Source organism: uncultured Anaerococcus sp. (genome assembly GCF_937934665.1).
GTDB lineage: Bacteria > Bacillota > Clostridia > Tissierellales > Peptoniphilaceae > Anaerococcus.
On the sequence record NZ_CALGYW010000102.1, the window covers coordinates 18054 to 42908 of the forward strand.

Genomic DNA, 24855 nt, shown 5'->3' on the forward strand with positions numbered 1-24855 from the left:
TTAATTTTTATTTCCTGCTAGATAAGAATCTATAAAGCCTTGGATGTCACCATCCATCACTGCTTCTACATTTCCCATCTCATAGTTTGTCCTATGGTCTTTTACCATGGTGTATGGTTGGAAGACGTAAGATCTTATTTGGCTACCCCAGGCAATTTGAGAATATTTGCCTTGGATATCTTCTATTTTTTCTTTTTTCTCTTCTTCTTTTATCTGAATCAGCTTTGAAATAAGGAGGTTCATAGCAGTTTCCCTATTTTGTATCTGGCTTCTTTCAGCCTGGCTTGTTGCAACTACTCCTGTTGGTATGTGGGTAATCCTAACTGCAGAGTCAGTCTTATTTACGTGCTGGCCTCCTGCCCCACTTGCCCTGTAGGTATCAATCCTTAAGTCTGATGGATCTATATCTACTGTTGTATCCTCATCTAATTCAGGGAATATATCTACTGAAGAAAAAGAAGTGTGACGTCTTGACTGGCTATCAAAAGGTGAGATCCTTACTAGCCTGTGAACGCCCTTTTCACCCTTTAGATAACCGTAGGCATAGGGTCCCTTAACATGGAGGGTAACAGATTTAATTCCACCTGCTTCCTCATTGTTTAAGTCCTTTACCTCAACCTTAAAACCTCTATTTTCACAATATCTAGTATACATCCTAAAGAGCATATCAGCCCAGTCTGTCGCTTCAAGTCCACCTGCACCCGCATTTATAGATAGGTAGGCATTATTTCTGTCATACTCTCCATTTAGCTGGGTCTTTAGTTTTAGACTTGCTAGGTTTTTCTTTATAGTTTTTAGATTTTTATCTATCTCTTCAAGAGTATCAAGCTCTTCTTCATCGCTTAATTCCACAAGGTCTATTAAGTCCTTGTTATCTTCTATGGCCTTTTTTATATCTGTATAGGCTTTATAATCTTCTTTCTTATCAGAAAGAGTTGCCATCACAGATGAAGCCTTATCAGAGTCATCCCAAAAATTTGGGGAGATTGACTCTTTTTGAAGGTCGTCTATTTCTTTTTTTAGCCCAGCCGGGTCAAAGACTATCTCCGACTAGGGCTAAAGTTTCTAAGAGATCTTTGATTTCTTCTTTTAGTTCAAATATTTCTCTCATATTACTTCTTTACATTTGATTTCTTAGCTTCACGTTCTAGTCTTCTACGTTCCGCCCTGTTTAGGCCTTCGTAGTCTTCTTCATCTGTAGAAGGGCCTTTTATATCTTCGTGGCTTGCTTCTTCAGGAACTAGAACTTGTTTTCTTCTGATATTTTGTCTGATTTCTACATTCATCATGTATCTAACAGTATCTTCTTGGATAGCCTTGGTCATTTCTTCATACATATCAAAACCTTCGTTGGTGTAGGCTCTTACTGGGTCTTCTTGGCCCATTGCCCTAACTCCGATTTCCTTACGCATTTGATCCATGGCATCTATGTGGTCCATCCATTTCTGATCTATAACTCTTAGAAGGATAACTCTTTCAACTTCCCTCATACTTTCAGGACCGAAAGTTGCTTCCTTATCTTCGTATTTAGCAAGACTTGCTTCTGTAATATAGTCAACTAGGTTAGCTTGGGTGTAGGAGTTGATATTTTCAAAGTGAAGTTGGGTTACAGGTATACCAAGTCCATTTAGGTAGTTAAGTAGGGCTGTCATTTCCCAATTTTCTGGCTTAACTTCTGGATTTGTGAAGGTATAAACTGCATCTTTTATAACTTCCTTGATCATATCTACAATTGTTTCCTTCATATCCTCGCCCATAAGAACTTCACGTCTTTCGTTGTAGATGATTGTTCTTTGCTTGTTCATGACGTCGTCATATTGAAGGACTCTTTTTCTTGTAGCAAAGTTATTTGCTTCTACCCTTGTTTGAGCTTTTTCTATAGATCTTGAAACCATCCTAGATACTATTGGTTCATTTTCGTCAAAGTCTGCCTTTTCAACAAATTTTGCAACAGCTTCACCACCGTTAAGTCTGATTAGATCATCTTCTAGAGAGATAAAGAATCTTGACTTACCTGGGTCTCCTTGACGTCCTGAACGACCCCTAAGCTGGTTGTCTATACGTCTTGACTCGTGTCTTTCAGAACCTATGATATATAGACCTCCAGCAGCTATAACTTCTTTTTCTTCTGCCTTAATTTCTGGTCTAAATTGATCCTTATAGTGTCTAAATTTCTTTCTAACATCGATTATTTCTTGGTTATCTGTAGCTGAGAATGAGTCAACTTCTTCGATTAATTCTTCAGAAACTCCCTCTCTTCTAAGTTTTTGCTTAGCCATAAAGTCTACGTTACCACCAAGGGTAATATCTGTACCACGGCCGGCCATGTTTGTTGCAATTGTAACTGCACCAAGACGACCTGCTTGAGCAACAATTTCTGCTTCTCTTTCGTGGTTTTTAGCATTTAATACTGTATGTTTTATGCCAGCTTTTTTAAGGGCATCTGAAAGTCTTTCACTCGCCTCAATTGATATAGTACCTACAAGGATTGGTTGACCTGTAGCGTGGACCTTGTTTATTTCATTAATAATAGCGTTAAATTTACCTCGTTCATTTATATAAACATGGTCATTATCATCTTCTCTTTGTACTGGTCTGTTAGTTGGGATTTCTACAACGTCTAGTTTGTAGATTTCGTCAAACTCGTCTTCCTCAGTCTTAGCAGTACCGGTCATACCTGATAATTTATCATACATTCTAAAGTAGTTTTGGAAGGTAATTGTAGCAAGTGTTTTACTTTCTGCCTTAACTTCTACACCTTCTTTAGCCTCTATCGCTTGGTGAAGACCATCTGAGAAGCGACGACCTTGCATGATACGACCTGTAAATTCATCTACGATTTCAACTTCACCATGGTTTACTACATAGTCAATATCCCTTGTCATTGTAGTATTTGCCTTAAGAGCGTTGTTGATATAGTGAAATAATTCTAGGTTTTCTGTATCAGATAAGTTATCTATACCAAAAAATTCTTCAGCCTTTTTTGTTCCCTTTTCTGTAAGATTTGATGATTTTCTCTTCTCATCTACAAGGAAGTCTACATCTTCTACCTTAAATTCTCTGTCAAATGGGTCAATATCAGCATCTTCGTTAGGATCTAAGATTCTACCTTCAAGAGTTTGGATAAATTCATTTGCCTTTTGGTAGGTGTCAGTTGATTCATCCCCTTGACCTGAGATTATAAGTGGAGTCCTTGCCTCATCTATTAAGATTGAGTCAACCTCATCTACTATAGAGTAGTTTAAGCCACGTTGAACCATATCTTCCTTATAGATAACCATGTTATCTCTTAGGTAGTCAAAACCGAATTGGTTATTTGTACCATAAGTAATATCTGCGTTATAGTTTTCTCTTCTTTCACTATTTGTAAGTCCATAAATAATACAACCTACTGTTAGACCAAGCCAGGTGTGAACTTTTCCCATCCACTCTTGGTCACGCTTGGCTAGGTAGTCGTTTACTGTTACTATGTGTACTCCCTTGCCAGATAGGGCGTTTAAATAAGAAGGAAGGGTTGCTACAAGAGTTTTACCTTCACCTGTCTTCATTTCAGCTATCTGACCATTATGTAGTACAATACCACCTAAAAGTTGCACTGGATAGTGCTTCATGCCTAGTACCCTATCACTTGCTTCTCTAACTACAGCAAAGGCCTCTACTAAGAGGTCATCAAGGGTTTCACCGTTTTTTAATCTTTCTTTAAATTCTATTGTTTTATGTTGTAAGTCTTCGTCACTTAACTTTTGCATATCTTCATCTAGTGCTAAGATCTTATCGACAGTTTTTTTATTTTCTTCGATTTCCTTTTGACTAAATGACTTAAATAAATTAAATAATGCCAAATTATTCACCTTCCAATTCTTCACTTATCCTACCCTTATTATACAAAATTTCAATCAGATATAGTTAATCAAGCCAAACTTGGCAGGTTATTTTTTCCATATAAAATTTACTAATAATTTCGTAAAATAAATCGATAATGATTATAATCCACTATACATTATAATAGATTTTATTCCTTAATTCAATCTGTTTTCCTAACTTAAGGCAAATTTAACATAAAAAAGCCCTAATTTTACTTAGGACTTTTAAGAAAGCTATTTTTGATCTAACTTTTGATCTAATTTGTGAACAGAATCTATATAACGGATGGTACCACTTGGTAGTCTTAAAAGAAGAGAATGGGTTGATGCCATATTATTATTCATAAAAGAAACTCCCTTTAGAAGAGACCCGTCAGTTATGCCTGTAGCCGCAAATAATACGTCATCGCCCTTTACCAAGTCCTCTATCTTATAAACCTTGTCAAAGTCAACTCCCATCTTTAGGCATCTTTTAACCTGCTTATAATCTGATGGAGCAAAGGTTCCTTGGAAGTCTCCTCCCAAACACTTAAGAGCTGCTGCTGCAATCACCCCTTCTGGAGCACCACCAACACCCATAATTAGGTCAATCTTGCCATTTGAAATACAGGTTGCGATGGCTGTAAGGATATCTCCGTCTTCTACCATGGAAATTCTCGCTCCTGCTTCTCTTATTTCTTCGATTAATTTTTCATGCCTTGGTCTGTGAAGAACAGAAACTGTCACATCACCAACCTTTTTACCAAGGGCCTTGGCTACATTTTCAATATTTTCTTTGACAGGCTTATTAATATCTATAACTCCCTTAGCCTCTGGTCCTGCAGCTATTTTATTCATATAAACATCAGGTGCATTTAATAAACAACCCTCTGGGGCTACAGCTATTACAGAAATAGAATTGCTTGTACCATTAGAAAGAGAAGTTGTGCCGTCAATTGGGTCAACTGCTATATCAACCTGGTTTTCTGCCTTAGGATCACCAATTTGCTCTCCTATATAAAGCATAGGTGCCTCGTCGATTTCTCCTTCGCCAATTACAACCTTGCCATTTATGCCAAGATATGAAAACATTGCCCTCATTTGATCTACTGCAATATTATCCGAATCATTTTTCTTGCCTTGGCCAAGATATTTTGCTGAACCAAGGGCCGCTGCTTCAGTTACACGACATAAATTGATACCTAGATCTCTATTCATCTTATCTCCTTATTTATTTTTGAAAACCTTTGTCTGATAAAACCATATTACCGTAAAATATAGTCTTGACAAGGCTTTTTATGGGACATTTTCTTCTTAATTTATAGATAAATCCACAAAAAAAGACCCAGTTATCTGGGCCAAAATTTCCTATAAGCCTAGGATATTTTTATATTTTTCGAATTCTTCTGGTACTTCCTTGTCAAAGACCATTTCCTTCCCTTCCTTATCTGTAAAGGCCAGGTGGGTGCAATGAAGAAGTGGGTGGTCTAGGTTAAATTTGTGTTTAAAATTTCCATAGACGGGATCTCCCAGAAGTGGGTGATTTAAATCCGTCATGTGGACTCTTATTTGGTGGGTCCTTCCTGTTATGATGTGAACCTTAACCAGGCTAAAACCTTCTACTTCGTTTAGGACTTCGTATTCTGAGATTGCCTTTCTTCCAGAAGGGCGTACTGCCATCTTGCGTCTATTGTGAGGGTCCCTGTCCATAAAATTTTCAATCCTTCCTGACTTCTGGATAAAATTTCCAAAAACTATAGCCAGGTACTCCTTTCTTACCTGTCTGGTTTCAAAAAGCTTTTTTAGATAACGGTAGGCCTCGTTATTTTTTGCTATAACTATAAGCCCTGTCGTATCCTTATCAAGCCTATGAACTATACCTGTCCTATCTTCCCCACCGATATGTGATAACCCTTCATAGCCATACTTATACAAAAGGGCATTTACCAAAGTCCCCGTCACAATGGATCCTGCCGGGTGGACTATGAGGTTTTTTTGCTTATTAATTATAGCATAGTCATCATTTTCATAGACAATTTCTAGTGGGATGTCTTCTGCTAAGATTTCTGGCACATCAAAAATAGAATCATCTATAAATATCTCATCGCCCATCTTTAGCTTAGTCGATGGTTTTACTTTTTTGTCATTAACTTTTATTAAGGAAGACTTGATAAAATCTTTTATCTTTTCCCTTGGTATTTCATCAAGTTCATCAGATATGTATTTATCAACTCTTATTAGGTCATCTGCTATTAATATCATAAGAGTATTATATGAGAAATTTAATTTTCTGCATTTAACCTTGCAAAATACTTTTGGGTTTGACCCAGGATTTCTTCTGAAGTCTTGATATTTTTAAGAAGACCACTTCTAATATTTAGACTTCTCCTTGGCGAATCAGTTAAGAGAATTTCTCCAGCCTTTCCTGAAGCCTTATTTTTATAAAAAGCAAGGGCAAGATCCCTATTTATTTCAGAATTTATATCCTTATCTGTATATAAAAGCCTTACTAGGTTAACTAAAAAATCATCTTCACTAGATATTGATTCTTTAGAAAAGTTTGCCAAGGTTTTTTTAGACTTTTCTAAAATTTCTTCAGACTCTCCCATCTTTTCTAAAAGATCTGCTCTTATCTCATCTACTACCTCAGAACTAGATTCTAATAAAATTTCTCCTGCATTTACAAAAACTTGGTTGGTAAAAACTGCATAGGCAAGTTTTTTCTCTGGAGTATTTAATCTCTCCATAAGTTTTTTATTTTCATTTCTTTCTCTTGCTTCATAAGATTTTTCATATGCTTCATAAGATCTTACTACATTCTCTCCTAATTTATTTATAAGAAGGATTTGATTGTAGGTATCCATATAGCCATTATTTTCTGTCAAAAGACTTATGATAAAGCCTTGAGATTTAGTCTTTACAAAGGCCAGGTCGTTTTCAATAGACTCAAGCTCACCTGTTTTATTCATTGTTTCAAGCTTGGGGTTTATATTTTTAAGAAGTTTACTTCTTTTCATAGAAGAATTAGAAAGAGACTTAGCCATATCCCTTGCAACCCTGCTATCACTTTTATAAATTTCTAGCATGGCCAAGCTTAAGTCTTTGGCGTTTGCTGTATTTTCTTTACCCTTAGCAAGCATGAGCCTATTTAGCTTGGTCCTATCTTTCTTGGTAAGGGTCCTTATATAAGAATTTACCTTATCAAAACCACCAAGAGCTTCAATTAACCTATTAGTTGCTTCATTGTCTGACAAACGAAGGCTTAGGTCCAAATTCTTTCTTATATCTTCTGTATAAGCCATCTCTCCCTTTTCTACCCTATCTAAAATAGTAAGGCCTATTAGGGGCTTGATGGTAGATGCTGATGGCAACTTATCATCATCTGTATTTGCCATGTAAATATCTATATCACTAGGTCCGTAAACTGTTTTTATATTGACCTGGTAAAATAATTTTCCGTCAACAGTATCTTTCACAGCTTGATAAAGTTCGTCTTTTAGGACTTTTTCATCATCGTTTGCAAAGGAATATCCAACTAGGAAGAGATTTACCAAAGCAAAGGTACAAAAAATCTTAAATATCTTTTTCATAATATTACAAGTCCCCCAAAGTGTTTTTAAAAATTCTACCTAGAATTTCCCTGCCTGGTTTCTCATCAGTTGTAAAAATAATACTGATATAAGACCCTTCATCTTTTACAGCGAGGATTTTTGGATTAGAAAAATGTTTACTAACTATTGGAAGAACCGCCTTATTAAAAGGCACAGATAAGCTATATTCATCAATTTCATCACTTATCTTATCTTCAACCCTAAAGTCTTCAAAACAAAATTTGTTAGTAAAATCATAGGTAAAATCCTTAAGCCTAATCGCGCCTAAGTTAAAATCAATAGAACAAGAAAGGATATCATCATAAGAAACCTTGGTTTTCTCCATAGTTGAAGCAAAAAGCGCTCCTATATTTTTAAAGACAGCATCAGATTTTTCTGTAAGAAAAAATCCATCCTCATCCTTATAGATGTAGCCTTTTTGGATTAAATTGGCCACAATTTCTCTAGAATCATTAATAAAATAACCATCTATATCATAAATTTCATCATCACAAGTATAAATCGTTGAATAGTAAAGGCAAAATTCAAATTCCCCTATTGTTAAATCATAGGCAGGAGCTAAGAAAGAATAAAGATTTCTAAGATTATCCTTTATCTTTTTATGGTCCTTATTAAAATCATCTAAAAGACCAATAAAATGGGTAAAGGCCTCCCCATCTTCCATGTCATCATTATCTGTATCTCCAAGTTCAATCACATCCGAAAAATCATCCACATTTACAAGCACACTTGTCTTTACCCTCCTGGAGTTTATAGTATATTCAATTTCAACAAAGTGTCTACCGTCTTTTAGGAAGTTTTCAACTGCATCATCAAAGTCTTCGTCAAAGTTTTCATCATCTTCATCTAGATCATCAAAGGAAATATCCTTGTATTCATCGAAACTTATTATAGAAGCATAAGGATATTTTTCATTCAGGACTTTTTTTACATCCCTAACAAGCTTATATCGTCTGGTGTATTCAGGATTTAGGTCATCATTATCCTCTATATCCAGAATATACTTATCAGCTCCCATAATCCTCAAATCATCGAAGAGGTAATTTAACTTTTCTATCACGTCTGTGTAAGCGAAATCAACCAAGTCCTTGCCACGATCATAATCATCAAGGAGGCTCGAAAGTCTTTGGTCTAGGTCTTTTACGAGACTTATTGCCTTTTTTGTATGTGAATAGGAATAATAATAATTGTCATCATTTTCATTTTTAGTTTCTATTGTTAGATAACCCTGGTCAACAAGGGAGAAAAATTCTTCCCTAACTTCTTTGCCCTTAAAAAATCCTGAAGAATCAAGGTTTTTAAAAATTTCACTCCTGCGAAAATGTACGCTATCGATAATAAATTCAAGTTCCTTTAAGCTCAGGTCATAAACTGCGGCAAAAAATTGGAAAAAATAGCCTATTTCTTCTTTTACAAAGCTATATCTTTCATAAACATCAAAAATATGGGCTAGGTCGGTTTTGAAATATGAATTAGTCATGGTCTCCTCCTTTATCCTACTAATAATTTTAACATAATTTTAAGATAAAAGGAATTAAAGAGAGAAAAACGACAGCCCCAAGGTGCCGTTTGATCTTAGATTTTATTTAATTTTTTTGTATAAGCTGCCTGCACCAATTAAAGTAACTAGGGCGAGACCTGTACCTACTAGGCCTGTTTTTGGGTTAGTAGATGATTTTCTATTTTTTTCCTTGTTTTCTTTAGCCTTTGGCATTTGAGCCTTAGCTTTATTTGCCTTTACTTCTTCGATTTTAAAGATTTTTCCAAATTGAGCTGGCTCTGAGGTTAAGATTTCTTCTGATGTTTCAATTTTATAAGTTTCGCCTACTTTAGGGTTAGCCTTGCCAAAGTCTTTTTTAGCTATAGTATACTTGCTTTCCTTAATGCCTTTTTCATAAACAGTTACAAATTTATCGCTAACTTCTTCTACAACATATTCTTTAGTCATAGTTTTCGCTGGCATTTCTTTTTCTACTATTGAGAAAATCTTTCCAAATTGAGCAGGGTATGATTTTAGGGAAATGTTATTAGATGTGATTGTAAAGACCTTTCCTTTCTCAAGTTTCATATCCTTAAATTCAGATTTTGGAATATTATAAAGATTTGATTCATTGCCTACTTCATAAAGGTCTACACCTTCTTCGTAGATTTCTTTTACTACAAAGTCTCTTACGACTTTTTCTTCTTTTTCTGTTTTATCTTCATTATTTTCTGACTTTTTAATCTCTTTTATTTCATAGATTTTTGCAAATTGAGCAGGATATGTTTCTAATATCACATCATCTGTAACAATTTCTACCTCCATACCTTCCTTAAGATCAATATTCTTAAATTCTTTCTTAGGCACACTGTAAAGGTCTGCAGAATTTGATTTTTTAGCAACTAAAACCCCTTCTCCTTCTACTTTCTTAATAAGATAAGTTCCAGAAATTTTCTCCACTGCCATTTGAGTTTCTTCCATCATTTGTTCATCATTTTTGTTTTCAATTTCTTCGCTAGCATATGCGCTATTAATAACCATAGCAGAGATTGCTAGCGCAAGTATAAGTTTTGTCTTTTTCATGACACCCTCCTTAAAAAAATATATATTAGTGTCTTTGTAATTATATATTACCCAAAGTGGTGTTAAATTTGTAGAAATTTTGAAAGTTTTTTATAAGTTGTATACTAATATAAGAGAATTTTTTAAAAATATTGAAATTTAAAGGAGAATTGATATGAAATTTATTTCCTGGAATATAGACTCATTAAATGCAGCCCTCACAAGCGATTCAAATAGGGCTGTGATGAGTCGTTTGGTTTTAGACACTATAGTAAATGAGGATGCTGATATCATTGCTATCCAAGAAACTAAGCTTCCTTACGCTGGTCTTAGCAAAAAACACGTAAAAATCCTTGCCGAGTATTTTCCAGAATATGACTACGTTTATAGGCAAAGCGAAGACCCTGCTAGAAAATCCTATGCAGGAACTATGACCCTTTACAAAAAGGGCCTTGAAGCCGAGGCGACTTTTCCTCAAATAGGAGCGCCTTGCACCATGGACTTTGAGGGTAGGATTATCACTTTAGAGTTTGATAATTTCTACTTTAGCCAAGTTTATACCCCAAATGCAGGTAACGGCCTAAGTAGACTAGATGATAGGCAGGTTTGGGATAGGCTTTATGCTGATTATCTAGAAAATTTAGATCAAGATAAGCCAGTAATAGCTGCGGGAGATTATAACGTGGCTCACACAGAAATCGACCTTGCCCATCCAGAAAATAACCGCATGTCACCTGGTTTTACAGATGAAGAAAGGGAAGGCTTTACAAATCTTTTAGCTAAAGGCTTTACAGATACCTTTAGGTACATCCACGGTGATGTCGAAGGAAAATACACTTGGTGGGCACAAAGGGTAAAGACCAGTAAAATCAACAACTCTGGCTGGAGGATTGACTACTTCTTAGTCTCTGATAGGATAAAGGACTTAATCACAAAGTCAGATATGATTGACTCTGGTGAAAGACAAGACCATACCCCAATTGTTTTAGAGATTAATATATAAGAAAAAACCTTGAAGAATCCATTAGTTAATGGCCTTCAAGGTTTTTTTTAATTTAAAATCATTTTAATTTTGATTTTATACTCTTAATTTTTTATCATCCATATATACTTCATCGATTATAGCAGAACCCAGGCAAACCTCTCCGTCATAAAAAACTGCGGCTTGCCCTGGGGTAACAGCCTTGGTTTCATCATATCTTACTTCTACTTTACCGTCTCCAAGAACCTTTACATGGGCCTTTATATCTGCTTGTCTGTACCTAAATTTGGCCGTGCAGTCAAATTCCTTTGGACTTTCCTTATCAGAAATTGTAGAAAATTCTGATGCGTAAAGCTTGTTTGAAAAAAGAAGTGGATTTTTCTTGCCTTGGCAAACAAGTAATTCGTTTTTCTCTAAATCCTTACCATAGACAAACCAAGCTTCTCCCTCGCCACCTATACCAAGACCACGTCTTTGGCCGATTGTATGATACATAAGGCCATCATGTTTTCCCATAATATTACCCTCAGTATCTACTATATTTCCCGGTTGGGCTGGTAAGTATTGGGATAAAAATTCGTTAAAGTCTCTTTCTCCTATAAAACAAATCCCTGTCGAGTCCTTCTTATCAGCAGTTGCAAGACCTGCCTTTTTGGCAATCTCCCTTACTTCTGACTTTTGAAGCTCTCCTACTGGGAATAGTACGTCTTTTATCTGCTCTTGGGATAGCTGGCTTAGAAAATATGTCTGATCCTTGTTAGAATCAAGACCCCTTAGCATTTTTGTTTCCCCGTCTCTTCTATCTACTCTCGCATAATGTCCTGTTGCAAGATAGTCTGCTCCAAGATTTTTCGCAAAGTCTAAAAAAGCCTTAAACTTTATTTCCTTATTGCACATGATATCAGGGTTTGGAGTTCTCCCCTTTTTGTATTCATCTAAAAAGTAAGAGAAAACCCTGTCGTAGTATTCTTTTTCAAAATTTATAGAGTAATATGGGATTCCTATTTGGTTACAAACAGCTACTGCATCTTCAAAGTCTTCTTCAGCAGTGCAAAAGCCGTTTTCATCGGTATCATCCCAGTTTTTCATGAAAATTCCTGTCACATCATAACCTTCTTCCTTTAAAAGAAGGGCTGCAACAGAAGAATCAACCCCGCCTGAGATACCCACTATTACCTTTATGTCTTTTTTACCTGTCATATAAGTCTCCTAAAACTTCTATAAATCTATCTATATCTTCTTTCGTATTAGTAAAGCCTAAACTTATCCTTAAGGAATGGCTGGCTCTCTCTTCGCCATAGATTCTTTCCACAACCTTAGAAGGAATCACAGCCCCTGCCCTACAGGCTGATCCTGCAGAAACGGCTATACCGTGCATATCTAAATAAGTTAGTAAAAAGTCTGACTTAAAATCTTTAAAATAAATATTTACTATATGGTCTACTGTCTTTTCAGGATCTCCATTTATCTCGTAAGACAAGCAAGACTCATTAAGTTTTTCTAGTAAGTAAGCTTTTAAATCTCTTATCTTTTCCCTTTCAGAAATCATATAAGGGAAAGATTTGGCCATGGCATAGGCTCCCATTACAAAGGAAGTGCCTGCCCTGCGATATTTTTCCTGCTCACCACCCTTTATAAAGGATGGGAGGTTTTCCCTTGCGTAAAGAATACCAAAACCATTTATCCCTCCAATCTTATGACCTGATAGGGATAAAAAGTCAATATTCATCTCATCAACATCTATATCAAGGTGACCATAGGCTTGAACACAGTCAACATGGAAGTAAATGTCCTTATCCTTTAAAAATTCACCAATTTCCTTAATTGGCATTACAAGTCCCATTTCGTTATTAACTATCATTATTGAAACGAGTTTTACCTCATCTGTGATTATTTCCTTTATTTGGTCAAGACTTACACCTTTATCAGTTGCTTCAACTAAAATTGTATTTTCTTTATTGTAGGTATTTTCAATCGAGTCGTGCTCGATATTAGTTGTTATAATTTTTTCATCTCTAAAGGCTGATAAAACTGTATTATTGGATTCACTAGCTCCCGATGTAAAAATCACCTGGGAAGGGTCTGCTCCGATGCTTTTTGCTATGTTTTCTCTTGCTTCTTCTAAAATCTTTTTGGCATCTCTTCCAAAAGAGTGGCTAGAATCAGGATTTCCATCAAATAAGTAAGACTCTTTTATTATATCTTCTAAAATTTTCTTTCTTTTTATGCTTGTTGCCGCATAGTCAAAATAAATCTTCTTCATTCTCTCAATATACTTGTCTAAGACTTGTATTCAAGAATTAAAAGTAAGTAAAAAACCGCCATCAGGCGGCAAAGACATATTTATTTTTCCTTAACTTTTATTCTTTTATAAATCAAAATTACTGGTCCAAAGACATAGGCAACGGTAAGCAAAATTACCAAGGTTACAAAAAATGACTTACCAATTTTTTCATAAACTATTCCATAGGAAAGAGGAACTGTAAAAATTGCAAAAGCAAAGTAGATAGTTGGTATTAGAGCAAAACCATTAAAGGGATCAATAAATAAGTGTTCAGTCATTAAAAAATAATAGGCCATAAAGCAAAAAGCTCCAAGTAAAAGTGCTAGAAAATCGTAAAACTCAAATTTCTTTTTCATCATTTCCTTCCTTTCTCATATCTCGTGTCCACATATAAGAAAAAAATATAAAGTAAGCCAGGGCTATGAAATTAAGCCTTTCGTCTATCCCATCGAGGATAAATTTATAGCAAATAGCAAGACTTAGGGGTCTTAGGAGGCTAAAAAAGTTTATCTTTTTTCTTATTAATTCATATAGGTCAATTATAGCAAAATTTATTAAAACTATTAAAAATAATTTATTCTCCATAATTTTCCTCCTCAATATCTAGGCAAATTCTGGCTCGTCCCCCTTTTTCATTTTCTAAAACAAGGTCTCCTCCCATGGCAGCAATATAAGAGTCGGCTATAAAAAGCCCCATGCCAGTGCCCTTGCCGGATGTTCTTCCAAAATTATCTGTGTAAAAGAGTTTGTTAACATCAGATAAACTTTTCTCATCAAAACCTGCCCCATCATCAGCAACGGTAATCATTATTTGTTTACCTTTCTCATTTAATTCTATCCAGACAGATGTTTTTCTATGCTCAAAGGCATTGGTCAAAAGTTGGCTAAGGGCCTTATCAAATCTTTTTTTATCAATCTTTATATAAAAATTATCCTTGAGATTAATTTCATTTATAAGTCCAATTTTCTCTTCTCTCATATCCTCAAAAAGACTTAGGTTGGCTTTTAAATTAGAAACAAAATCTACTAGGGATATTTTCTTAAGGTTAATCTCATCAATAAAGCCCCCGCTTACCTCCATCAAATCGTCTATATAGGAAGCGATTTTCTCACTTTCTCCCTTTATTTTTTCAAGCCTCGCTTGGTTTTTAAGATCTACCGGCTTTAGGAGGGATAGGTTTGTATTTATCACAGTTAGGGGAGTTTTCATATCGTGAGAAATTGCGGTAAGGCTTGTTTTTATAAAGTTATCTTTCTCTTTTATCTTTTCATTCTTATCTTTAAGAGTCTTAGCTATTAGGTTAAATTCTGCCAATTCTAAATCTTTTTCGTAGTCGTCTTTTTTGATAGCTTCTTCTAGGACTCTTAAATCATTTAGAATATTTTTATCAATTCCTAGGTAAAATCTTCTTAGAAAATATAGGGAATAAATCATAAAAACTCCCATGGCAAAGTCTTTTTTGAGCCTAAGGGGATATAGGTATTCTTGACCTAATTTAAGGGCAAAAATTGTAAGTATTCCATAAACCAAGGCTCTTATAAAATTATCCATCAAAAGGCCTAGGGCCAAGTTTTTTACTCGTTTTTCCATTTGTAGCCCTCCTTCCAAACATTCTCTATCGGATCGTCTGCCCCTATTTCTAAGATTTTCTTTCTTATATTATAAATATGGGTCACTATAGTTCTTTCTGATGAGCTGTCAAAATTATTAGATACCATAGAAAGAAGGCTCTCCTTAGATAAGACCCTACCCTTATTTATATATAAAATATTTAGAATCTTTTTTTCCTGACTGGTAAGACTTATTTGTAAACCATCCTTTTTTATAAGACCTGTCTTTAAATCAAAACTAGTCTCTTTATAAGATTCTTCCACATTTTCATTTAGCCTAAGTTTTGATTTTATCCTAGCAAGTAAGATATCAGGATCAAAGGGCTTTTTGATATAGTCATCTGCCCCAAGCTCTAGTCCCTAAGCTCATCTTCCTTATTATCCTTGGCAGTAAGGATTATTATCGGTCTTTTTATCTCATTTCTTATAGTTTTTAGAAAATCAAGGCCGTCAAACTCACCTAACATTAGATCTAAAATTATTAGAGAGTACTTATTTAAAATAAGATAGTCATCAATTTCACCTAGGTCTAAGAAATAATCAACTCCGTATCCTTCATTTTCTAAAAGGTCCTTTAAAGATTCAACTAGGGCCAGGTTATCTTCTATTATACAAATGTCCATCTTCTCACCTCATATTTATTATAATAGATTTTTATCAAGAATTAGTAAAGAGTATTAAAAAACCAGACCCTAGGCCTGGTTTACTTAAGCTTTTATTTCTATTTTCATCTTTGCAAGGAAAGTCTCACCAGATTTTAGGATGTAAGGCTTACCGCCCTCTAAGAAGGACTTGCCATTATAGCAAGGTTCTACGCACCTATAAGAATCAATAAAGTCAGTCCAAATAGCAAACTTATGAAAATTTTCGCTGGTAATTCTTATAGGGAAGGATTCCCCCTTAAAAGAGATTTCGCTTGATTCTAGAAAATAAGTATCCTCTAGGTTAAAATCTCCAAAATCAAGACCTTCTACCTTAAAGTCTTCGCCAACTTTAAAATATGGGTGAAAACCAGGTGCAACAGGAAGGACCTTAAGAGACTTATTTACCATCTTAATTTCTGCCGCTAGCCCATCATCCAAAACTTCATAGCTTATAAAAGAATCCATGCCCTCATAACCACACTCGCCGGCAAGGCTTAAAAAGACTTTTTTATCACTTTTTTCCACAAGATCCCAATCCCTATTTCTAGCATAGCCGTGATCTTTTAAGTCATTTATCTCGCTTGGTCCAAAAGATGGCAAACAAGGGTGACTACCTCCCCTGGTTTTCTTTTTGCCCTTAATTTCTGTTTCAAACTTTGGAAAGAAAATATCCTTCTTATCATAAGAAAATATTTCTATGTAGGCTCAATCACTATCTAAAGTTAGCTTTATTTATTTATTAAATTTATTTTCATTTTTCCCCCTTTATTATAGGACCATTATCAAAGTGCCAAGGCCTATTAAAATTGTCCCTATTATTGCTTTCTTACTTGCAACTTCTTCTAAAAATATAAAGGCAAAAATCATTGTGAAAACTACACTTAGCTTATCTATTGGCACAACCTTTGACACATCTGCCATTTGGATGGCCTTGTAGTAGGCAAGCCAAGATATGCCTGTAGCAAGGCCTGAAAGAATTAAGAAAATCAAAGTTTTTTTGCTGATATTTCCAAGATCACTTTGCCCCTTTACTACAAAGACCATTATCCAGGAAAAAATAAGGACAACTGTAGTTCTTATTGCTGTTGCAAGGTTTGAGTTAATATCACTTATACCAATTTTTGCAAGTATTGATGTAAGGGCTGCAAAGATTGCTGATATAAAAGCGTAAAAATAAGCCATAAAATCTCCTTACAAAAAACTCCCCCATTAAGGGAGAGTCTGTTTAGTCTTCAAATTCGTCAGCTAGGATATTTTTAAGGACTTCTGCCTCTTCTTCTGTAAGGGTAATCCCCTTACTCATCCTAGTGTGATCTTCGTTCCAATCTCTAATGTCATATTTTGGATCTCTTTCATTCCAGCTTACAAGGTTTAACTCCTTAGTCCAACCCTTAGCATTGGTTGAAAGAACTCCTAGATTTTCTACTATATCATATTTAATTGCCATAATTCACTCTCCTTATATCAATATATCTTAATTTTTTATTTCTTCAATTTTAGTTTCTGATCTACATCTTTTTGGACTTTGGTATAGTTATAGCCAGCGTATTTTAGACGCTTTTCTCTTTCCTTACCGAAAGACCAATGGCCCGCTATTATATCGTCAAGTAGGTCGTCGTAGTTCTTGTAACTTTTACCCTTTATCAGCAATGGATAATCTCTATAGAAGGCGTTTTTATCGATATTTCCAGTATAACCATTAACCCTTCCCTTGTGGGTATATTGCCAAATATCAAATTCTGTATCGGTATAACCAGTAAAGCCAATCCCATCATAGTCTGCTATCCAGAAATTGCCCCTATTTCTAACCTCTCTAGAAAGGTGGTTTTTAGCATAGTATGGATAAGAATAAAGGCCTGCTAGATAACCGTTTTGCTCCATGATATTCATAAAGGTATTAGCTACATTTGAAAGCTCTTCCCTACTTACCTTAGCCTGTCTCATATTATCTTCTATGTCTATAAATATAGGCAGAGAAACATTTTTATCCCTTATATAATTAAGGACGTAATTTGCTTCTTTTCTAGCTTCATCGACATTTGTAGCCCTTGAATAATGGTAAAAACCAATAGGTACCTTCCTGTCGTTTAGGTTTTTGTAGTGGGTATCAACTGTAAAGTCATACCTTAGGTAATAAGTTTTCTCTCCTGTATCCTTATTTTCATCAAAGGTTGTAATTGATGATCTTAGGATAGCTCCGTCTATATCTTTCGCAAAGGCATCGTAGTTTATAGCTTTTGGATTTTGATGCTCACTCATGTCTACTACGTTTGAGTATACAGCTGTTTTTGGATAAACTATGGGTTTATTTTCCTTGACTTCTTCTACAACCTCTAGGTCAGGTTTTAAGTCGGGATTTTCCTTGATCAACCTATCACGTCTTGCCTTTACCTTTTTGCTATCAACCTTGATGCCGTTTTTGATTAGGACTTCATCAAGGCTAGTTGGATCGTATTTCACAACATCAGCTGCATGAGACATGCTTGGGGCTCCAATTAAGAGAGAAGCTGCTAGAGCAATCATTATTCTAAATTTTTTCATTATATCTCCAATACATCTCCTAAGTCTATATGGCAATAGCCATTAGGATTTTTCTTCAAGTAGTCTTGGTGGTAGTCTTCGGCTTTTACATAAGTTTTTAAAGGCTCGACTTCTACCAAGATTTTTTTATCGGTTAATTTTTGTTTTTCTTCTAAAAAATCTCTCACAAAACCAAGGTCGCTTTTATCATCAGAAAAGATCCCTGTCCTATATTGGCGTCCCACGTCATTTCCCTGCTTGTTTAGGGAAAAGGGATTTATTATATAATAAAAATGCTCTAGGATCTCTCTTAGGGAAATTTTTTCTTCATCAAAACTTACTTTGACTGTTTCTGCAAAGTCAGTTTTATAAAGATCTTCATAAGTTGTAGTCTCTGTTTTGCCATTAGCGTAGCCAGCCTCTGTAGAAACAACCCCATCAAGCCCCCCCAAATAGGCATCTACTCCCCAGAAACAACCTCCTGCTAAATATATATCTTTCATTTTTTTCTCCTAAAAAATACTTTTGTAAAATCTGTCCTTCTTTGATTTCTTCCCTTAAAGGTCTTAAGGGATGATGAAAAGGATGATGATAATAATACTCCAAATGCTATAGCTGCAGCTATACCAAGGGCCTTGTAGAAATTGGCTAGGGCATTATAATTATCATTTGCTATAAAGTAGGTCATTGTCTTATAAATTGCCTCCCCTGGGCATAGGTTTATTATGCCGGGCAATATAAAAACACTTGCTGGATAGTGGTAGATTCTAGCTAGGATTTCTGCTGTTGCCGCCATTATAAGGGCTGAGATTATAGAACCTATATAGACAGATCCAGTATATTGTATTATCGCCTTATAAATTACCCAGCCAAAACCTGCCGCCAAGCTTGAAATATAGATGGCTTTTTTGGGTAGGTCAAAGATTAGACCAAAACCAATTGCCGCTATAGTTGATATGATAAATTCTCTTAAATAAAACATCTTAACCCCAAATCTTCATCATTGTAATAGGAGTACCAACTCCCATAGCTAGGGCTGTCGAAATTAAAATCGCAATAACAGCTCCTGTAAGCCCTGATGTCGCGTCTCCACTCATCAAATCTCTCATGGCATTTGTGATCATAATACCTGGAAGGAGGGCCATCATTGAAGAAACTATGATAACGCCCTGCTTAATGTCTGGAATAAAATGCGCTGCAATCATAGTTAAAAGCGATACTATCACTCCATAAAGGTAATTTACAACAAAATAGCCCATCCCATTTTTCTCCATAAGGTTTGAGGCATAGTAGGAAAGGACACCAACAAAAAATGATATAAACATCTCAGTTACTCCCCCACTTAATAAAAGAGAGAAGGCTCCGGCGGCTATGCCGCCGCCTAAGATTTTTTTAAAAAGTGGCTTACCCTTACTAGCCTTAATTTTTTTAAGCTCTACAAAAGCCTCTTCTAGGCTAAATTTGCCAGCACAAAAGTCTCTGGAAAACTGGTTTACCTTATCTACATAAAACAGCTTGTTAGACCTGTTTTTTACCCTTCTGACATTGGTGTGAACCTCATTTTCAAAGGTAAAAGAAAGGATTATAACATTGAAGGTTGAGTAGACGTCAACATCCTTGGCATTATTTTTACTTCTTATAATTCTTTCAACTGTATCTTCAACCCTGTAGATCTCCGCTCCATTTTCAAGCATTATAGCTCCTGCATTTGAAGCAACCTCAGATAATAAAACAGCTGATCTTTCATTTTTTATCTTATCGTACATGGCTTATCCTATAAATATTTATTTTTGTATTTTTTGATATTATCTTCAGACAAAAACTCGTAGGCATCATTTACTTCTTGGAATTTTTCCTTGGCGTTAGCTTCCTTATTTAAGTCTGGGTGGTATTTTTTAGCAAGCTTCCTGTAGGCAAGTTTAACCTCGTATATATCTGTATTTACTGGTACGCCAAGCTTAGATGTTGCCTTTTCATACCTTTCCTTAAACCCTAAGTCGTTTACTCCTGAAAAATTGCCGCCATAACCCTGGTTATTTCCGCCAAAGCCAGAAAAGTCTCCCTCCCTAAAGTCTCTTGCATCATAGTAGGTGAAGTTTCCAAAAAGGTCTTCAAAATATGTATACATATTTTCTTGACGACGGCGAGCTTCTTCTTCTGCCTGTCTTTGTCTTTCTTTTTCTTGATCTATCTTGTATTTTTCAGAATAATCTGAAAGATTTTCAAAACCAACCTTTTCACCTGTTATTAAATAGTTTGCCCTATCATACATCCACTCTGTAAGGACGTAGTTTCCATACCTTAGTAGGGATATAAAACTTGGCCCAAGGATAGGTATTATAAGGATTATAAAAATCGCATACCATACCTTAGATGGCAAAAATAATAAAAGAGTCGGAAGGAAGATAAAGGTCGAACAGCCCACCATAAAGACAAGGGCTAAAAGAGATCTTATTCCTTCGAAGGTCATTACTAGTATATTCATAAAGTTGATTAGAACTGTAAATATAGTTCCAATAAGGGTTGCAAGTCCGTGGAGGAACTTGCCAAAAAATTTTCTCATAAGCAGTCCTTTCTATCCCTAACATTATACATCTTTACAATTTTTTACCAATAGAAAACAGACCATCTCTGGTCTGCCTTCTTTATCCAAATAAATCAGTATTATTTGAATTATAAAGATTGTAGTAAACTCCTTTTTTATTAAGGAGGTCCTTATGGTTACCCCTTTCAACTATGCCATCATAGGTTAGGACTATGATTTCATCTGCATTTATGATTGTTGAAAGTCTGTGGGCAATAGTAAGGGTTGTTCTTCCCTTAGAAAGTTTTTCAAGAGATCTTTGTACTATGGCCTCACTCTTATTATCAAGGGCACTTGTTGCCTCATCAAGGATAAGAATTGGTGGGTTTTTAAGGAAAACTCTAGCTATTGATATTCTCTGTTTTTGTCCTCCGGATAATTTTACTCCACGCTCTCCTATATAGGTATCAAGTCCATCTGGCAAATCTTTTATAAACTCATCTGCCCCAGCAAGTCTTGCAGCTTCCTTTATTTCTTCAAGGCTTGCATCTTCCTTACCGTAGGCAATATTTTCCCTAACTGTACCTGAGAAAAGATAAACATCTTGCTGTACTATCCCGATATTATTTCTAAGAGACTCAATAGAAAGGTCTTTGACATTGGTATTATCAACCCTAACCTCTCCCTTATCTACATCATAAAATCTTGGGATTAGTTTAGAAATTGTAGTCTTTCCCGCTCCTGACGGACCAACTAGGGCTATATTCTCCCCAACATCTATCTTAAAGGACATGTCTTTTAGGACATAAGATTCATCTATAGGTGTATTTGGATACTTAAATGACACATTATCAAACTCAATTTTACCCTTTACATCATATAGAGTTTCAGGGTTTTCAGCGTCAAATATATCCCTATCAAGACTCATAATTTCTATAAATCTCTCTATACCAGTTGTACCTCTTTCAAAGGTATCAGTGAAGTTTATAAGTCTTTCTATGGTTGCAACCAGCATGTTTAGATACATGGTAAAGGCAATTAAATCACCTGGGGTTATCTCTTTATTAATTACGAAAAATCCTCCAAGACTTATTAATACCAAATACATTAGACCTGAGAAGGTATCCTTGACACAAAAATACTTGGCCATATTGTAGTACTGGTCAGCCTTTATATCTGCAAACTTGTCGTTTTCCTTGGCAAATTTAGATTTTTCTATATCTTCATTGGCAAAAGACTTTACAACGCTTATACCAAGGAGGGTATCTTCCACACCTGCGTTTATTTCTCCGATTTGTTTCTTAGAATTTTTTGTAGCCCTTCTAAATTTAGCCCTAGATTTTTTAGAAACCACATACATAAGTGGGATTAGGATGTAGATAACTAGGGATAGCTTCCAATTTATACTTAAAAGTACCACAAAGGAAATTATTAGTTTAATGGCTCCTACTAGAAATTCTTCAGGAACGTGGTGGGAAAATTCTGTAATTTCAAATAAGTCTGAGGTAAGTCTTGTCATTAGCTGACCAATTTTAGCCTCGTTGAAAAATTCTGTATCCATCTCCATTAGATGGTTAAATACATCCTTTCTCATATCTCTTTCGATGGAGGCGCCCATGATATGACCCATAGACTGCATGAAATATCTTGCTATAACTGAAATAGCCTTGGTTATAGCATAGATTATAGCAACCTTTACTATCCTTGGTGCATCTAAAATGCCTATTTGTGCCCAATCTGTTAGGTAGGATAGTAAAAGCGGCAAGATTAGCTCAGATACTGTTGTAAAGGCTGCCGCAAATAGATCTATGGTTAAAACCTTCTTGTAGGGTCCATAATAAGGTATGAACCTTTTTAGAAGGTATTTATTAGTATATTTTCTTTTATTTTTTTCCATATTACTCCCTTCTTTTCTTCTATTAATAGGTCTATAATACTATATTTTATAAATATGTCACCCTCCAAAGTCTTAAGTATTACTTATTAAAGAAAAATATGTTATAATTAAAGAAAGGAAAATTTATCTAAAGGAGGAATTATGGCAAGAATAATTGAAAAAACAAATTTAAATGATACAACCATAAAATTTGTTGTAGAGGCTAAAGAGATAGCAAAAAAAGCTCTCCCTGGCCAATTTATTATCCTAAGACTTGATGAAAAAGGCGAAAGAGTGCCTTTTACCATATCAGGAACTGATGGAGAAAATATAACAATCATCGTCCAAGTAGTGGGTGGTACAACCATGAGAATGAATAATCTTAAGGCAGGAGATGGATTTTTAGACTTTGTAGGTCCCCTTGGCAAACCTACAGAATTAGATGATCTAAAGGGGAAAAATGTCTGTGTAATAGGTGGCGGTCTAGGAACTGCGATTGCTTTTCCGCAAACCAAATACCTCCATGAAATAGGCGCCAATGTTGATGTTATCATGGGTTTTAAAAACAAGGATATAATAATCCTTGAAGATGAGCTTAAAGAGTGTTCAGATAATTTATACATAACAACTGATGACGGCTCATATGGCAGACAGGGTTTTGTAACCCAAGTATTGGAAGAGCTCTTAGAGGAAGGAAAAACCTACGACCACATCCTTACAATAGGCCCTGCCATCATGATGAAAAACGTAGTTAATATTACAAAAAAAGAAAATATCCCAACAACTGTTTCCATGAACTCCATCATGGTAGATGGAACTGGCATGTGTGGTTGTTGTAGGCTAACTGTCGGTGGCGAGATGAAATTTGCCTGTGTTGACGGGCCAGATTTTGATGGATTTTTAGTTGACTTTGATGAGGCCATGAATAGGTCTCGTAACTACTCCACTGAAGAAAGAGAACACATTTGCAACCTAACTGGGGAGGTTAGAAATGGCAAAATATAATATGTCAAATGAAAAAGTAAAGATGCCTGAGCAAGACCCTGAGGTAAGAAATAAAAACTTTGAGGAAGTTGCAACAGGCTATACAGCAGAAATGGCGCTTGAAGAAGCAACCAGGTGCATCCACTGCAAAAACCAACCTTGTGTAAAAGGCTGCCCTGTTTCTGTTAAAATCCCTGAATTTATCCAATTTATAGTAGATGGCGACCTTGATAAGGCCTATGAAAAAATCGCAGAAACCAATAACCTTCCAGCAATCTGTGGTAGGGTCTGCCCCCAAGAGAACCAATGCGAGGGTAGGTGCACTAGAGGAATAAAGGGCGAGCCTGTTGGTATTGGTAGGCTTGAAAGATTTGTAGCAGACTATCACAACAACAAGAAATACAAAAAACCAGTAGAAGTTTATGCCAACAAGGAAAAGGTAGCTGTTGTTGGCGCTGGCCCATCAGGTCTAACAGCTGCGGCAGATCTTGCCAAACTTGGCTATAAGGTAACCCTCTTTGATGCCTTCCACACAGCAGGCGGGGTCCTTATGTATGGTATTCCTGAATTTAGGCTTCCAAAAAAACTTGTAAATACCGAACTTAAAAACGTAATTGGTCTTGGGGTAAAACTTAAAACCAACACCATAATTGGAAGGACCCTTTCTATAGAAGACCTCTATGAAGAAGGCTTTGATGCAATTTATATAGCAAGCGGCGCAGGCCTTCCAAAGTTTTTAGGCATACCTGGAGAAAACTTAAATGGAGTATATTCTGCCAATGAATTTTTAACTAGGATGAACCTCATGAAAGCCTACAAATTTCCAGACTACGATACACCAGTCCATGTTGGCAAAAAAGTCTGCGTAGTAGGCGGTGGTAATGTTGCTATGGATGCAGCAAGATCCGCTAAAAGACTTGGGGCTGATGTAACAGTTATCTATCGTAGAAGTTTTGAAGAAATGCCAGCAAGGGCTGAAGAAAGCCACCACGCCAGAGAAGAAGGCATTAACTTTATGAACCTCCACAACCCAGTAGAAATAATTGGTGAAAATGGATGGGTTAAAAAAGTCAAGGTAGAAAAGATGGAACTTGGAGAACCTGACGCCTCAGGCAGGAGGAGACCAGTTGCCACTGGAGAATATGAAACCGTAGACTTTGAATCAGTAATAGTTTCAATCGGCCAGTCTCCAAACCCACTAATAAAACATACCAACCCAGATATCAAGACCGAATCTTGGGGAGGAATTATAATTGATGACACAACTATGACTACAAAAGACGGAGTCTTTGCAGGAGGAGACGCTGTAAGTGGCGCTGCTACAGTCATCCTCGCCATGGGAGCTGGCAAGAAAGCTGCAGAAAATATCGATAAATATATAAGAAATAAAAATGATAAATAAAATTAAGTGTCAGTTTACCTGGCACTTTTTCTT

The 24855-nt window shown here is 35.7% G+C and carries 26 protein-coding genes; 3 read left to right on the forward strand and 23 right to left on the reverse strand.

What is annotated here, in order from left to right; translation table 11 throughout:
• The 7 genes from prfB to Q0410_RS05500 form a co-directional block, all read right to left on the reverse strand.
• Positions 1-1111 (reverse strand): peptide chain release factor 2 gene (gene prfB / locus Q0410_RS05470; protein WP_299033994.1). Its coding sequence is split into 2 segments (ribosomal slippage): positions 1-1035 and positions 1037-1111, totalling 1110 coding nucleotides; the frame shifts between segments, so codons are not numbered across the junction.
• Between the two features lies 1 nt (position 1112).
• The gene (secA, locus tag Q0410_RS05475; RefSeq protein ID WP_299033996.1) at positions 1113-3842 is read right to left on the reverse strand and encodes a preprotein translocase subunit SecA; all 2730 of its coding nucleotides are present in this window, start codon (positions 3840-3842) and stop codon (positions 1113-1115) included.
• A gap of 255 nt (positions 3843-4097) precedes the next feature.
• Positions 4098-5060, reverse strand: a complete 963-nt coding sequence (gene glpX, locus Q0410_RS05480) for a class II fructose-bisphosphatase (protein WP_299033999.1) — start codon at positions 5058-5060, stop codon at positions 4098-4100.
• Between the two features lie 150 nt (positions 5061-5210).
• Positions 5211-6104 (reverse strand): RluA family pseudouridine synthase, encoded by an 894-nt coding sequence (locus Q0410_RS05485; RefSeq protein WP_299034002.1) that lies wholly within the window; start codon positions 6102-6104, stop codon positions 5211-5213.
• 20 nt (positions 6105-6124) lie between these two features.
• The gene (locus Q0410_RS05490; protein ID WP_299034005.1) at positions 6125-7432 is read right to left on the reverse strand and encodes a serine hydrolase; all 1308 of its coding nucleotides are present in this window, start codon (positions 7430-7432) and stop codon (positions 6125-6127) included.
• A 4-nt stretch (positions 7433-7436) separates the two neighbouring features.
• The gene (locus Q0410_RS05495) at positions 7437-8933 is read right to left on the reverse strand and encodes a hypothetical protein (RefSeq protein ID WP_299034008.1); all 1497 of its coding nucleotides are present in this window, start codon (positions 8931-8933) and stop codon (positions 7437-7439) included.
• Positions 8934-9035: 102 nt separating this feature from the next.
• Complete coding sequence (locus Q0410_RS05500) at positions 9036-10016, reverse strand: hypothetical protein (protein ID WP_299034011.1); 981 nt, start codon at positions 10014-10016, stop codon at positions 9036-9038.
• Positions 10017-10170: 154 nt separating this feature from the next.
• Here Q0410_RS05500 and Q0410_RS05505 point away from each other — a divergent pair, with 154 nt between their 5' ends.
• Positions 10171-10998, forward strand: a complete 828-nt coding sequence (locus tag Q0410_RS05505; RefSeq protein ID WP_299034013.1) for an exodeoxyribonuclease III — start codon at positions 10171-10173, stop codon at positions 10996-10998.
• 75 nt (positions 10999-11073) lie between these two features.
• Here the strand turns inward: Q0410_RS05505 and mnmA are convergent, their stop codons facing one another.
• The 16 genes from mnmA to Q0410_RS05585 form a co-directional block, all read right to left on the reverse strand.
• On the reverse strand, positions 11074-12177 hold the full coding sequence (gene mnmA, locus Q0410_RS05510; protein WP_299034016.1) for a tRNA 2-thiouridine(34) synthase MnmA: 1104 nt from the start codon (positions 12175-12177) through the stop codon (positions 11074-11076).
• Complete coding sequence (locus tag Q0410_RS05515) at positions 12167-13240, reverse strand: cysteine desulfurase family protein (protein ID WP_299034018.1); 1074 nt, start codon at positions 13238-13240, stop codon at positions 12167-12169. The genes mnmA and Q0410_RS05515 overlap by 11 nt, the downstream gene beginning before the upstream one ends.
• Before the next feature lie 80 nt (positions 13241-13320).
• Positions 13321-13617 carry a hypothetical protein gene (locus Q0410_RS05520; RefSeq protein ID WP_299034020.1) on the reverse strand — a complete coding sequence of 99 codons (297 nt, stop codon included), beginning with the start codon at positions 13615-13617 and terminating at the stop codon, positions 13321-13323.
• Entirely contained in the window at positions 13601-13846 is a 246-nt protein-coding gene (locus Q0410_RS05525) for a hypothetical protein (protein ID WP_299034022.1), read from the reverse strand. The genes Q0410_RS05520 and Q0410_RS05525 overlap by 17 nt, the downstream gene beginning before the upstream one ends.
• Positions 13836-14852 carry a sensor histidine kinase KdpD gene (locus tag Q0410_RS05530; RefSeq protein ID WP_299034025.1) on the reverse strand — a complete coding sequence of 339 codons (1017 nt, stop codon included), beginning with the start codon at positions 14850-14852 and terminating at the stop codon, positions 13836-13838. The genes Q0410_RS05525 and Q0410_RS05530 overlap by 11 nt, the downstream gene beginning before the upstream one ends.
• A complete protein-coding gene (locus Q0410_RS05535; RefSeq protein WP_299034028.1) occupies positions 14837-15136 on the reverse strand; it encodes a winged helix-turn-helix domain-containing protein in 300 nt (99 codons plus the stop codon). The genes Q0410_RS05530 and Q0410_RS05535 overlap by 16 nt, the downstream gene beginning before the upstream one ends.
• Before the next feature lie 89 nt (positions 15137-15225).
• Positions 15226-15495: a response regulator transcription factor gene (locus tag Q0410_RS05540; protein ID WP_299034031.1), complete on the reverse strand. Its 270-nt coding sequence runs from the start codon at positions 15493-15495 to the stop codon at positions 15226-15228.
• An 84-nt stretch (positions 15496-15579) separates the two neighbouring features.
• Positions 15580-16215, reverse strand: a complete 636-nt coding sequence (locus Q0410_RS05545; protein ID WP_367178717.1) for an aldose epimerase — start codon at positions 16213-16215, stop codon at positions 15580-15582.
• 69 nt (positions 16216-16284) lie between these two features.
• Positions 16285-16698 carry an EamA family transporter gene (locus tag Q0410_RS05550; protein WP_299034034.1) on the reverse strand — a complete coding sequence of 138 codons (414 nt, stop codon included), beginning with the start codon at positions 16696-16698 and terminating at the stop codon, positions 16285-16287.
• Between the two features lie 43 nt (positions 16699-16741).
• Positions 16742-16963, reverse strand: coding sequence for a YdbC family protein (locus Q0410_RS05555; protein WP_299034037.1), 222 nt, complete (start codon positions 16961-16963; stop codon positions 16742-16744).
• Positions 16964-16998: 35 nt separating this feature from the next.
• On the reverse strand, positions 16999-18057 hold the full coding sequence (locus Q0410_RS05560; protein WP_299034040.1) for a GH25 family lysozyme: 1059 nt from the start codon (positions 18055-18057) through the stop codon (positions 16999-17001).
• Positions 18057-18539: a peptide-methionine (S)-S-oxide reductase MsrA gene (gene msrA, locus Q0410_RS05565; protein ID WP_299034043.1), complete on the reverse strand. Its 483-nt coding sequence runs from the start codon at positions 18537-18539 to the stop codon at positions 18057-18059. The genes Q0410_RS05560 and msrA overlap by 1 nt, the downstream gene beginning before the upstream one ends.
• Positions 18536-19018 carry a threonine/serine exporter family protein gene (locus Q0410_RS05570; protein ID WP_299034046.1) on the reverse strand — a complete coding sequence of 161 codons (483 nt, stop codon included), beginning with the start codon at positions 19016-19018 and terminating at the stop codon, positions 18536-18538. The genes msrA and Q0410_RS05570 overlap by 4 nt, the downstream gene beginning before the upstream one ends.
• 1 nt (position 19019) lies before the next feature.
• Positions 19020-19802, reverse strand: coding sequence for a threonine/serine exporter ThrE family protein (locus Q0410_RS05575; protein ID WP_299034049.1), 783 nt, complete (start codon positions 19800-19802; stop codon positions 19020-19022).
• 8 nt (positions 19803-19810) lie between these two features.
• Positions 19811-20599, reverse strand: a complete 789-nt coding sequence (locus Q0410_RS05580) for a DnaJ domain-containing protein (RefSeq protein WP_299034051.1) — start codon at positions 20597-20599, stop codon at positions 19811-19813.
• Between the two features lie 82 nt (positions 20600-20681).
• Complete coding sequence (locus tag Q0410_RS05585) at positions 20682-22457, reverse strand: ABC transporter ATP-binding protein (protein WP_299034054.1); 1776 nt, start codon at positions 22455-22457, stop codon at positions 20682-20684.
• Between the two features lie 141 nt (positions 22458-22598).
• On the opposite strand from Q0410_RS05585, the gene Q0410_RS05590 reads away from it, so the two are divergent.
• Positions 22599-23441, forward strand: a complete 843-nt coding sequence (locus tag Q0410_RS05590; RefSeq protein ID WP_299034056.1) for a sulfide/dihydroorotate dehydrogenase-like FAD/NAD-binding protein — start codon at positions 22599-22601, stop codon at positions 23439-23441.
• Positions 23428-24822: an NADPH-dependent glutamate synthase gene (gene gltA, locus Q0410_RS05595; RefSeq protein WP_299034058.1), complete on the forward strand. Its 1395-nt coding sequence runs from the start codon at positions 23428-23430 to the stop codon at positions 24820-24822. The genes Q0410_RS05590 and gltA overlap by 14 nt, the downstream gene beginning before the upstream one ends.
• Positions 24823-24855: the final 33 nt, after the last annotated feature.